This window comes from Acinetobacter sp. V104_13 (assembly GCF_031798995.1).
Taxonomy (GTDB): domain Bacteria; phylum Pseudomonadota; class Gammaproteobacteria; order Pseudomonadales; family Moraxellaceae; genus Acinetobacter; species Acinetobacter pittii.
The window spans coordinates 23857-36772 of the sequence record NZ_JAVQNP010000018.1 but is presented as its reverse complement, the minus strand read 5'-3'; the positions used below and the strand labels follow the sequence as shown (position 1 = coordinate 36772).

8 protein-coding genes are annotated in these 12916 nt (G+C 40.1%); 1 reads left to right on the top strand and 7 read right to left on the bottom strand.

The genetic code is table 11. The annotated features are described in order from the left end of the window. The 4 genes from RMB06_RS04515 to RMB06_RS04500 all read right to left on the bottom strand — a co-directional run. On the bottom strand, window positions 1-3566 hold a 3566-nt coding region (locus RMB06_RS04515), incomplete at its 3' end, for an Ig-like domain-containing protein (RefSeq protein WP_311078542.1). Window positions 3567-4023: 457 nt separating this feature from the next. Then, window positions 4024-5526, bottom strand: coding sequence for a sodium:proton antiporter (locus RMB06_RS04510; protein ID WP_002116022.1), 1503 nt, complete (start codon window positions 5524-5526; stop codon window positions 4024-4026). A 240-nt stretch (window positions 5527-5766) separates the two neighbouring features. Then, entirely contained in the window at window positions 5767-6666 is a 900-nt protein-coding gene (locus RMB06_RS04505) for a neutral zinc metallopeptidase (protein ID WP_309164957.1), read from the bottom strand. Window positions 6667-6693: 27 nt separating this feature from the next. Further along, window positions 6694-7623, bottom strand: a complete 930-nt coding sequence (locus tag RMB06_RS04500; RefSeq protein WP_005072929.1) for a DUF808 domain-containing protein — start codon at window positions 7621-7623, stop codon at window positions 6694-6696. 208 nt (window positions 7624-7831) lie between these two features. On the opposite strand from RMB06_RS04500, the gene trpS reads away from it, so the two are divergent. Continuing rightward, window positions 7832-8845, top strand: coding sequence for a tryptophan--tRNA ligase (gene trpS, locus RMB06_RS04495; RefSeq protein ID WP_002116097.1), 1014 nt, complete (start codon window positions 7832-7834; stop codon window positions 8843-8845). 409 nt (window positions 8846-9254) lie between these two features. Here trpS and sucD read toward each other — a convergent pair whose 3' ends face one another. The 3 genes from sucD to lpdA all read right to left on the bottom strand — a co-directional run bounded on the left by sucD (window position 9255) and on the right by lpdA (window position 12907). Next, window positions 9255-10145 (bottom strand): succinate--CoA ligase subunit alpha, encoded by an 891-nt coding sequence (gene sucD, locus RMB06_RS04490; RefSeq protein ID WP_000114637.1) that lies wholly within the window; start codon window positions 10143-10145, stop codon window positions 9255-9257. Window positions 10146-10159: 14 nt separating this feature from the next. Continuing rightward, window positions 10160-11326: an ADP-forming succinate--CoA ligase subunit beta gene (sucC, locus tag RMB06_RS04485; protein ID WP_001048573.1), complete on the bottom strand. Its 1167-nt coding sequence runs from the start codon at window positions 11324-11326 to the stop codon at window positions 10160-10162. 147 nt (window positions 11327-11473) lie between these two features. Continuing rightward, window positions 11474-12907: a dihydrolipoyl dehydrogenase gene (lpdA, locus tag RMB06_RS04480; protein WP_002116053.1), complete on the bottom strand. Its 1434-nt coding sequence runs from the start codon at window positions 12905-12907 to the stop codon at window positions 11474-11476. Between the last annotated feature and the right edge of the window lie 9 nt (window positions 12908-12916).

The window sequence follows — 12916 nt, the reverse complement described above, 5'->3', positions numbered from 1 at the left end:
GTATTGCCTGCAGGGTCAGTCGCGGTTGCTGTAACCGTATCGCCATCCACCAGATTGCCCGGGTTTGGTACTGACCAGCTGCCATCTGTGCCTGCCACGACTGTTGCAGTGGTGCCGTCAGGGAAGCTCACAGTCACTGTAGAACCCGCTTCTGCTGTACCGCTCACTGGGTCAGTCGCATTGATTGGATCAAGTACAGGTGCATTTGGTGCGGTGGTATCAATGGTCACCACTGCTGTATCTGTACCTGCATTGCCTGCTGCATCTGTTGCAGTCACGGTAATGGTGTGTGGTCCATCAGTTAACGCAGGAAGTGTATTGTCTGCAAGCGTCCAGGTGCCGTCACCATTGTTCACTGCCGGATAGTCAACACCATCCACGTTCACAACCACTGTTGCTGTCGGATCGTTCACTGTACCGGTTAACTCAGGTGTGCTGTCGTTAGTGAGTACATCATCAAGTGCTACTGTCGGTGCAACTGCATCAACCACAGCTGTTGCTGGGCCTGATGTATTGCCAGCAGGATCTTCTGTTACTGCCGTTACTGTATCGCCATCATTTAAGCCTGGGTTTGGCACAGTCCAAGTACCATCCGTTCCTGCTACAACACTTGCTGTACTACCGTCCGGATAAGTCACAGTCACTGTTGAACCAGGTTCTGCCGTACCTGTAATCGGGTCTGTCCCGTTAACCGGGTCAATCACTGGCGCATTCGGTGCAGCTGTATCAACTGTCACAACACCGGTATCTGTACCTGCATTGCCTGCTGCATCGGTTGCAGTCACGGTAATGGTGTGTGGGCCATCAGTTAACGCAGGAAGTGTATTGTCTGCAAGCGTCCAGGTGCCGTCACCATTGTTTACTGCCGGATAGTCAACACCATCCACATTCACCACCACAGTGGCTGTCGGATCGTTCACTGTACCGGTTAACTCAGGTGTACTGTCATTGGTCAATACATCGTTAAGCGCTACTGTCGGTGCAACTGCATCAACCACAGCTGTTGTTGGACCTGATGTATTGCCAGCAGGATCTTCTGTTACTGCCGTTACCGTATCACCATCATTTAAGCCTGGGTTTGGCACAGTCCAAGTACCATCCGGTCCTGCTACAACACTTGCTGTACTACCGTCCGGATAAGTCACAGTCACTGTTGAACCAGGTTCTGCCGTACCTGTAATCGGGTCTGTCCCGTTAACCGGGTCGATCACTGGCGCATTCGGTGCAGCTGTATCAACTGTCACAACACCTGTATCAGTACCCGCATTGCCTGCTGCATCTGTTGCAGTCACGGTAATGGTGTGTGGGCCATCAGTTAATGCAGGAAGTGTATTGTCTGCAAGCGTCCAGGTGCCGTCACCATTGTTTACTGCCGGATAGTCAACGCCATCAACAGTCACCATCACGGTTGCTGTCGGATCGTTCACTGTACCGGTTAACGCAGGTGTGCTGTCATTAGTTAATAGATCATTTAGAATAACTGCTGGTGCAACTGCATCAACAGTAACTGTACCTGGTAAAGATGGGTTGCCTGCTGGATCTGTAGCAATTGCCTCAACTTCGTCACCATCATTAAGGCCAGGGTTTGGTACTGACCAACTGCCATCCGGTCCTGCTACAACTGTTGCTGTGTCACCATTAGGATAGGTTACTGTTACGGTTGAACCAGGTTCTGCCGTACCTGTAATCGGGTCTGTCCCGTTAACCGGGTCAATTACTGGTGCTGCTGGAGCAGCTGTATCCAGTGTATAAGTTTGCGTATCGTTAACAGTGCTGCTATTACCTGCTGCATCAGTAAAGGTCACTTTGGCATCAATCGTTTTATCTGTATCAGCAACCAAACCGCTGCCAGGTACACTTACTGTCCATGTACCTGCTGCACTATCTACAGTCGCAGTATACGTCTGGCCATTGATCACAACAGTGACCACTGTATTTGCTGCATCTGCCGGAACATTTTTCAATACACCTGTAACAGTGACATTACCTGACGCTTCTGATGCATTAATTACATTATCAGAAGTGACAGAATCAACTGCAAAGTTGACACCAGCTGTATTTGGTGCAGCTGTGTCAACAGTCACAACACCTGTATCAGTACCTTTATTACCTGCTGCATCAGTTGCAGTCACGGTAACAGTGTGTGGTCCATCGGTGAGTATTGGCAGTGTATTGTCTGCAAGCGTCCAGGTGCCGTCACCGTTATTTACTGCAGGATAATCAACACCATCAATAGTAACCACAACAGTCGCTGTTGGGTCACTTACAGTACCTGTTAATGCAGGAGTGTTATCATTTGTAGATACATCTTCAAGTGCAACCGTTGGTACTGAAGTATCAAGTGTGTATGTTTGTGTATCGTTGACAGTACTGCTGTTACCTGCTGCATCTGTAAACGTTACAGTAGCATCAATGGTTTTATCTGCATCAGCCTCTAAGCCACTGCCAGGCACATTTACTGTCCATGTTCCTGCTGCACTATCTACAGTTGCAGTATAAGTCACCCCATTCACAACAACTGTTACTACAGTATTGGTTGCATCTGACGGAATATTTTTCAAAACACCTGTAATAGTGACATCACCAGCCGCTTCTGATGCATTAATCACATTATCAGCTGTTACAGAATCAACCGAAAAATCAATCTCATCCGTATTAGGAGCAGCAGTATCAATCGTATAAGTTTGTGTATCTTTAACAGTACTGCTATTACCTGCCGCATCTGTAAACGTTACAGTCGCATCAATGGTTTTATCTGCATCAGCTGTTAGACCACTACCAGGCACACTTACTGTCCATGTACCCGCTGTTTTGTCTACAGTTGCATTATAAGTTACCCCATTAATAACAACTGTAACGGCCGTATTGGCCGCATCTGCTGGAATGTTTTTCAGAACACCAGTAATCGTGACATTACCTGCTGCTTCTGATGCATTAATTACGTTATCTGAAGTAACAGGATCAACAGAGAAAGTGACTCCATCTGTATTTGGTGGAGTGGTGTCAGCAGGTGTTGAGTCATCATCATTATCACTATTCGATGCTGCAGCGATAATACCGCCCGCAACTAAAGGAATAGCTGCCCACAACCATGGGTTTACACCTGCATCGTGATAAAGTAATGGTTCAATTGAAGAAATAGGCTGGTAAATAACGTCAGATACCAACTCTTGTGGTGCTTCTGCCGGTAAAGCAGCAGGTAAATCCTCAGCTACCAGAGCTTGTGGTTCAACATCACTGTCTGCGTCAGCGTCCGCATCGGCATCGGCGTCCGCATCATTTTCAGCATCTTTGAATTTTGCCCAAATCAACTGTCCATTTTCATCTTGAAAAACAAGACTGTTATCTTTAGGCTCAGCTGTTCCACTAAAGAAGCCTTCAATAACAATAGTCTCGCCATTTTTCAGGCGAATGACTGCATTGGTACCCTCCCTATTCACTACCAATACATCACTGGCAGCCACTTTTACCAATACGACCGACGCTTCTGAAAGCTTTGCAGAAGTTCCCTTGATTGTTGACAAGGTATCGTGACTATCCTTGGCAATAATTTGTATTTCAGGCATATCTGTATTCCTTTTATATTATTGATTTAAATGATTTTATGTATAATTCTTTTTACTTAATCTTTCTAAGTTTTTGACCTACAACTTAAAAACATTAAGTAATGTGATCATTTTTACATTAAACACTTTAAAATAAAAAAAACAAATACTAAAGTACCTAAAGAAAAAATTTTAATTAATAGAAATTATATATAAGTCTTAGTTAAGTTTTTCTTATGTTAATTTAATGAAAAATCACGTTAAACGTTTTATATATAAAACAAATTTATTATTTTTCTATTTACCATTTGTTGAAAAATCATTTAATTAAAATATTCATATAACAATTATTAATATCTTAATAAAATAAAATATATTATTAATGATATATATAGAAAAAAAAGGCTTTAGGTAATATTTTACTATTACACTAAAACCTCATTTTTAAATATCTTATAAATTTTAAAAATATTTATATTTAGAAATTATCTGGACTCTCAAATCTTTTTACTTCTTGTAACTTATTCGGGTCATGCATTGTCGCAATTCCATCCTCAGTTTTTTGGTCTACAAGAATATCTGGATTATAAACAGTGATTGTTTCTCTACCTAGCGCATCCTCCCCCACAATATACTGAAAACCTCTTCGGTTCATCTTATGGCACAACCTTTGATAGAAGCCTTTTAAGCCTTCAGTTTCTTCGTTGGGGTTGTAATAAAAAGCATTCATCACAGCTGGTAAGCCTAGGCCGCACACAATACCTGATAACAATACACTAATAAATGTATATCCAATCAGGATACTACTATAGGGACTTAAGGCAGGGATATTGGCTACTGCCAAAATCAATGCAAGTGAAATTCCTCCTCGTACCCCACCCCAAGATAAAATAGTCAAACTACCGTTGTAGCTTTTAGTTCTACGCATTGTGGGGAAAAAAGCGAAAGCCATAAAGTTGGCAGCAAAACGAGAAATATGAAGAATAAAGAATGCAACAATACCGCCTAAAATCAGGCTAAAGTTTAGATCAAGAATAAATAACTCTAAGCCAATTAAAGTAAATAAGAATGAGTTAATGATTCCTTCTACTGTATGCCAAAAATGATTAACTTCTTGAATCTCTCGCTCTTCGCGTATTTCCTTCCATTTGTTTCCAACAATTAAACCGCCAATTACACAAGCAATCGGTGCTGATGCATGTGCAAACAAAGCAACCAAATATGCTCCACTTGCAAGTAAAGCTGTTGTTAAAATCAGGGACTCCATTTCGTGTTTACCACGTAATAGACGCAACACCCCTACCCCAAATGCCCAACCAATCCCGACGGCGACAACAATTTCATAAAGTAGAGCTTCTAATGTCGCTACTAATGAAAAATGTTCACCCTGTAAAACATTAAGTAAAGTCATAAACAATGCAATACACATTGCATCATTAAATAATGATTCACCTTCTAGCTTAACAATTAAATGATGTGGTGCTCGAATCGAACTAAGTACACCTTTAATACCAATTGGGTCTGTTGCCCCTAAAGCTGCACCTAAAAGTAATAGCACCAAAATAGGCACATGATATCCAACCAATAATTGGAATCCGTAGAGTAAACTACCAAACAATACAGCACAAAGTACTAAGGCAATTGTTGCTAAAATACTAATTTGCTTCCAATAACTTTTTAGATCTGAAATTTTAAATTTGAGTGCAGAAGAAGTTAGAATAAAACAAATAACACCATTAATTAAAAAATCATAAAAATCGATATGACGTACAGCTTCTTCAATATTATGAATGTTAATGGTAATAAACTGGTTACCGTTTAGTAGGCTGGCACCCCACTGTAGAATAAAGACAAAAATTGCTGAGACTAGAGGAACACCAATCGCCTGTGGAAAGCCTAAAATACGCTTATTAAAGATCGTGGTTGCAATTGATAGTGCAAAAACCACTGTAAATGCTTGTAGTAGAAAAAAATTACCCATGAACACCCTTCTTCTGGGTCAACGACCAAATAAGAAAATTTTGTTAGGTCGACCAAACTAAACAAAATGCAGGCATTAATAATGCCATGATCATAAAAAATGAAAATTCGGATGCAAGTTTAACGAATTGATTGAACAATCTATCAATCTGTTAAATTTCTTAACATTATTTATAGTTAACATTTAAAGGAAGATGGATGAGCTTCTTAAATACTATTAATAAGTCTCATCCTTCTATATTTAGATTGAATTATTGAAGGTGTCACACTGGTTAATATCACCGGTTTTTAAACCAACTTGGAACCAATGCATTCGCTGTTCACTGCTACCATGAGTAAAGCTATCAGGAACAACCTGACCTGTAGAACGCTTCTGTAAATAATCATCTCCAATTTTTTGAGCAGCATCCATCGCTTCCTCAATGTCACCTTGCTCTAAAAATTGAGTTCGCTGTTGATTATGACTCGCCCAAATACCCGCTAAACAATCAGCTTGCAATTCTTGACGAACAGATAATTGATTACCTTCTCTTTGGCTGACTTGTGCACGAGCTTGCTGGACTTGTGACGAAATACCCAGCAAGGTTTGAACATGGTGCCCTACTTCATGTGCAACCACATATGCTTGTGCGAAATCGCCAGCCTGATCTTCCCTAGAAAGTTCAGTTTGGTTCTGCTCACCAGAAATTCCCATTTGCTGACGCATATCTTTAAAGAATTCTGTATCGATATAAACCTTTTGGTCTGCAGGACAATAAAATGGCCCCATCGCAGATTGGGCAGTACCACATCCTGATTGAGCTATTCCACTAAACAAAACTAATTTAGGTGGCGTATAGCTTTTACCTAACTGTTTAAATATAGGAGTCCAAGTATCTTCCGTATCAGCCAAAACCGTTCCAACAAAATCCGAGGCTTCTTTTTGCTCGGCCGTTAAACTTTCTGGCGCAGTTGCATTTGATTGTTGTGAAGCAGTAACTTGCTGCGTTGCTTGATAAGCCTGTTGTGGATCAACACCAAAGAACTTCCACGCAACAAATGCAACAACCAAACCAATAATACTGATACCGCCAGCTCTAACACCGCCACCACCTCGACGGTCCTCAACATTGCTACTAATTCGTCGACCTTTCCAGCGCATAATTTCCCTCTTCTTTTTAGAATGGCATCATGAACCCGATGCTTTTTTAGGCCACATTTTTTGTATTAAGCTCACAATTAATAGAACAATTGCACCTGCAACAAGTCCTATTCCAAAGTTAATCAATGTTGGTGTTAAAGCACCAATGATATTACCTACCGCTGGTATTGTTTCCACATGATCCACTGTGTCTTCAGTTAAGTGATGAAGCAATGGAATCGTATGATTAATAATCCCGCCACCCACTAAAAACATTGCAATAGTGCCCACGATTGAAAGTAATTTCATCAAAATAGGAGCAAAAGCTAATAGGCCTCGACCTATAGTTTGTTTAAATGAGGTCGACTGTTCTGTTAAATATAATCCCAAATCATCAATCTTAACAATCATACCGACTAGGCCATAAACGCCAATCGTCATCACAACTGCAATAACACTTAAAACGCTTACTTTGGTCATTAAAGTAGCCGTAGCAACTGTACCGAGCGTAATCACCACGATCTCAGCCGATAAAATAAAATCAGTTCTTACTGCTCCTTTTATTTTTTCTTTTTCAAAAGTTGCTAAGTCTAATTCTTCAGTTTCAAGCTCTGCTTTTGCTTCCTCTGATGTAGAAGCTTTTTTATGCATAATGGTATGAAGAACTTTCTCTACTCCCTCATAACATAAAAATAACCCCCCGAGCATTAATAGTGGGTTAATAAGCCAAGGTGCAATTACACTAATTAACAATGCTAAAGGAACTAAAATAAGCTTATTAACAAATGAGCCTTTAGCCACCTTCCAAACAATAGGTAGTTCGCGATCTGCGCGCACACCTGTTACTTGCTGAGCATTTAAGGCCAAATCGTCACCTAAAACTCCGGCAGTTTTCTTGGCTGCCATTTTGCTCATTAAAGCAACATCATCTAAAATTGTTGCTATATCATCTAGTAATAAAAGTAAGCCACTCGCCATTTCTTATCCAAGTTTGTATTTATTAAGGCTATTGTAAGATGATTTTTTTGAATTTCTGTAATTTTACTGAATAAATTCACAATATTATTTTAAGAAAAGTTTCCCCAATCGCTGACGAAAAAAATTTATTTCCCGTACAATAATGCCAATCTTTTATATTACAGGGCTTACTACCCCTGATTAAGCCAATACGATAGTGGAATAAATAATGAGTAATGTTGATCAGCGTCCAATTATTTTGACAGGCGACCGCCCAACCGGACAACTTCACCTTGGGCATTTTGTCGGTTCTTTGCGTTCTCGTGTAGGTTTACAGGATAGCCATCATCAACATCTCTTATTAGCAGATGCACAAGCACTAACAGATAATGCAGATAATCCAGATAAAGTTCGTCGTAATATTTTAGAAGTTGCTCTAGATTATTTAGCTGTAGGCATTGATCCAACAAAAACCACCATTTGTGTTCAATCTTGCTTACCAGCACTCAATGAACTCACAATGCTCTATCTTAACTTTGTGACAGTTGCGCGTTTAGAACGTAACCCCACCATTAAATCTGAAATTCAAATGCGTGGTTTTGAGCGTGACATTCCAGCTGGTTTCCTCTGCTACCCTGTTGCACAAGCGGCTGACATTACTGCTTTCAAAGCAACTGTGGTTCCAGTGGGTGAAGATCAGATTCCAATGATTGAACAAACCAATGAAATTGTACGTCGAGTAAATCGCCAAATCGGTCAAGATCTTTTGCCTGAATGTAAAGCTTTGCTTTCTAATATGGCACGTCTACCTGGTTTTGATGGTAAAGCGAAAATGTCTAAATCATTAGGCAATACCATCGTTTTAAATGCTTCTGATAAAGACATTAAAAAAGCTGTTAATGCGATGTACACCGATCCAAATCACCTTCGTATTGAAGATCCAGGTCAAGTTGAAGGCAATATTGTATTTACTTATTTAGATGCATTTGATCCAAATAAAGAAGAAGTTGAAGAATTAAAAGCTCACTATCGTCGCGGTGGTCTTGGTGATGGTACGGTTAAAAAACGTCTTGAAGGTGTCTTAAAAGAGTTAATTACACCTATTCGTGAACGTCGCGAAGAGCTTGCTAAAGATCCTGACTATATTATGGATGTTTTACGACAAGGTACAGATAAGTGTCGTCTTATTACTCAACAGACTTTAGATGAAGTTAAAGATGGTTTAGGTTTATTTAAATTTTAATCCTCTTTAAAAACTAAAAGCCCTTCGGGGCTTTTTTTATTTATTAGATTAATAATATTCATTTTTTAGAATTACTAATGTATTGATAGCCACTCACAGGCTTTTACCCTATTAACGTGAAGTAACACTTATTAACGCTAATAGCGATGAAGAATATCTTAACTTTATCTATTATCCTCTATGTAGGTTACATCATATGAGCCTCACGACATTTCTCCTTAAACCGAAACTGTTTTTACAGATTCGTTGTTCTACGCAATGATCACCCCAATCATTGCGTATTTTTTTGCCTAAAAATTTTATTTATGAATTAGCTATACTTATAAAAACTCTTATTTTTCTTTAATAAATAAAAAAACACCGCATCATTTTTCAGATGCGGTGCTTTTTAAGATTCAGCGTAAAGCGATTAAGCTAAACCTTTCTCTTTTAAAACTTGCAACATAGTTGAACCAAGCTCAGCTGGGCTACGAGTGTAAGCCATACCTGCTTTTTCAAATGCAGCGAATTTTTCTTCAGCAGTACCTTGACCACCAGAAATAATCGCACCAGCGTGACCCATACGCTTACCTTTAGGAGCAGTTACACCAGCAATGTAACCTACTACAGGCTTAGTCACGTTAGATTTGATGAATTCAGCAGCTTCTTCTTCCGCTGTACCACCGATCTCACCGATCATGATGATTGCATCTGTATCTGGATCGTCTTGGAACAATTGAAGCGCTTCGATTTGGTTCATACCTGGGATTGGGTCACCACCGATACCGATACAAGTAGATTGACCTAAACCAAGCTTAGTTGTTTGAGCAACAGCTTCATAAGTCAATGTACCTGAACGCGAGATGATACCAATACGACCTGGTTGGTGAATATGACCAGGCATAATACCAATCTTACATTCACCCGGAGTGATCACGCCTGGACAGTTAGGACCAACTAAACGAGTACCGTTACCGTTAGTTTCTAAGTAGCGTTTTGCTTTAAGCATGTCGATTGTTGGAACACCTTCAGTGATCACAACGATTAGGCCAACACCTGAATCAACCGCTTCAACGATTGAGTCTAAAACGAATGGAGCTGGTACATAGATTACAGATGCATCTGCATTTGTTTCACGTACAGCTTCTTTCATTGTGTTGAATACTGGTAAGTCAAGGTGAGTAGTACCACCTTTACCTGGAGTAACACCACCAACAACTTTTGTACCGTAGTCTAAAGCTTGTGCAGAGTGGAAAGTACCGTTTTTACCAGTAAAACCTTGTACCAATACTTTAGTGTCTTTATTAATTAATACGCTCATGATTGATACTCCCCTTACGCTTTAACTGCAGCTACAACTTTTTCTGCGGCATCAGACAAGCCGTTTGCAGAAATTAATTTCAAACCAGATTCATCAAGTAATTTAGCACCTAACTCAGCGTTGTTACCTTCTAAACGAACAACAACTGGAACAGTTACGTTTACTTCTTGAACCGCTGCAATAATTGCTTCAGCAATCATGTCACAACGTACGATACCACCGAAGATGTTGATTAAAACACCTTGTACAGATGTATCAGCAAGGATGATTTTGAACGCTTCGATTACGCGCTCTTTAGTTGCACCGCCACCAACGTCAAGGAAGTTTGCAGGCTGACCACCATAAAGTTTAATGATGTCCATAGTTGCCATTGCAAGACCAGCACCGTTAACCATACAACCGATGTTACCTTCTAAAGCAACATAGTTAAGATCAAATTCAGATGCTTTTAATTCACGCTCATTCTCTTGAGATTTGTCACGTAAAGCAGCAACTTTAGGTAAACGGTAAAGCGCGTTAGAGTCGATACCTACTTTCGCGTCTACACATAAAATTTCGCCATTTTCACGAACTGAAAGTGGGTTAATTTCAAATAAAGCAAAATCATTTTCAACAAATGCTTGGTAAGCAGCTGTCATGATTTTTACGAATTGACCGATTTGCTTGTCTTTCAAACCTAAAGCAAACGCAACTTCACGTGCTTGGAATGGTTGTAAGCCAACTAATGGATCAACTTCAACTTTGATAATTTTTTCTGGAGTTTCTTCAGCAACTTTCTCGATTTCTACACCACCTTCTGTAGAAGCCATGAAAGTAATACGACGGCTAGAACGGTCTACAACCGCGCCCAAGTAAAGCTCACGCTCAACTGGGTATACGTCTTCAGCAACAATAATGCTGTTTACTGGTTGACCATTTGCATCTGTTTGATACGTTACAAGACGAGTACCAATGATATTGTTTGCAAATTCGATAACGTCTTCTTTAGATTTTGCAACTTTAACGCCACCAGCCTTACCACGACCACCAGCATGAACTTGCGCTTTCATTACCGCGAATTTACCACCAAGCTGTTCAAATGCAGCAACTGCTTCGTCTGCATTGGTAGCCAAGATACCTTCTTGTACTGGCATACCATATTCTTTCAATAACGCTTTAGCTTGATACTCATGTAAGTTCATTTAGTTACCTACTTAACTTTGTTTGTTGTCTTCAATTTGCGCAACATTCTCATGTTACTTATGCAAATTGCTGTCTACGTCTTTCACCTTGATGCTTTTTTAATCACACCATCGAATGTGAAAAAGAGCGGAGAACCGCTCTTTATTTTATTTACGCTTACGTTGAATCGCGTGAATTGCACGACCATCTACAGCAAGTGCAGCTTCATGAACAACTTCAGAGAATGTTGGATGACCAAATGTCATTAACTGAAGATCTTCAACAGAAGATACAAATTCAAGAGCGATCATACCTTGGTGTACGATATCAGATGCTGCAGGTCCAATAACATGCATACCTAATAAACGGTCAGTTTTTGCATCAGCAACAAACTTAACAAAACCAGCACCTTCACCCGCCGCTAAAGCACGACCATTTACAGCAAAACCGAATTGACCAGTTTTAACTTCATGACCTTTTTCTTTAGCTTGTTCTTCAGTTAAACCAACCCATGCCGCTTCCGGATGTGTATAGATAACAGAAATGATTGTGTCATAGTTCACTTGAGCCGCATGACCATGAATACGTTCAACAGCCATTACACCTTCTTCCATTGCTTTATGAGCAAGCATTGGACCACGAACCAAGTCACCAATCGCGTATACACCTTCTACAGAAGTTGCACAGTGATCATTTACTTCAACTAGACCGCGTTCAGTCAATTTAATGCCTGAATCATCTGCCAATAAACCTTCTGCATAAGCTTTACGGCCTACACAAACGATTAATTTGTCAAAAGTCTGAGTTTTTTCTTCGCCGCCTTGAGTGTATTTAACAGTCACTTCACGACCATTAATTTCAGTACCAGAAACTTTAGCACCGATACGAATATCAAGACCTTGCTTAGTTAAAAGTTTTTGGTAGTCTTTTGCCAAAGCTTTATCAGCCATTGGTAAGAATGCATCCATTGCTTCAAAAACAACAACTTCAGCACCAAGACGACGCCAAACAGAACCAAGCTCTAAACCGATTACGCCTGCACCAATTACACCTAAACGCTTAGGTACTTCTGGGAAGTTCAATGCACCAGTTGAATCAACAATAATATCTTGATCTACAGGAGCTACTGGAATATTTACAGGCACAGAACCAGACGCAAGAATAACGTATTTAGGTTCTAAAACTTGAGTTTCACCTTCATGAGAAACGAACTCAACTTTTTTACCAGCAAGTAATTTACCAGTACCTTTTAACCATTCAATGCCATTGCCTTTAAGCAATTGATCGATACCACCAGTTAATTGGTCAACAATTTTGTCTTTACGAGCAAGAAGCTTAGCAAGATCAAAATTCACTTCACCTGTAGTGATACCGTGATCAGCTAAGTGATGTACTGTATCTTCGTAACGGTGAGAAGAGTCAAGTAATGCTTTAGAAGGAATACAACCTACGTTTAAGCATGTACCACCCAAAGATGGCTTACCGTTGTGAATACGTTTTTCGATACAAGCGACTTTAAAACCTAGTTGAGCAGCGCGAATCGCAGCTTCATAACCACCAGGACCACCGCCAATAACAACAAGATCAAATTGTTGAGACATTGTTTATCT

Coding starts and splice junctions, on each gene's coding strand:
- RMB06_RS04510 (WP_002116022.1), bottom strand. CDS start 5,526: ATGGGTAATTTTTTTCTACTACAAGCATTTACAGTGGTTTTTGCACTA.
- RMB06_RS04505 (WP_309164957.1), bottom strand. CDS start 6,666: ATGCGCTGGAAAGGTCGACGAATTAGTAGCAATGTTGAGGACCGTCGA.
- RMB06_RS04500 (WP_005072929.1), bottom strand. CDS start 7,623: ATGGCGAGTGGCTTACTTTTATTACTAGATGATATAGCAACAATTTTA.
- trpS (WP_002116097.1), top strand. CDS start 7,832: ATGAGTAATGTTGATCAGCGTCCAATTATTTTGACAGGCGACCGCCCA.
- sucD (WP_000114637.1), bottom strand. CDS start 10,145: ATGAGCGTATTAATTAATAAAGACACTAAAGTATTGGTACAAGGTTTT.
- sucC (WP_001048573.1), bottom strand. CDS start 11,326: ATGAACTTACATGAGTATCAAGCTAAAGCGTTATTGAAAGAATATGGT.
- lpdA (WP_002116053.1), bottom strand. CDS start 12,907: ATGTCTCAACAATTTGATCTTGTTGTTATTGGCGGTGGTCCTGGTGGT.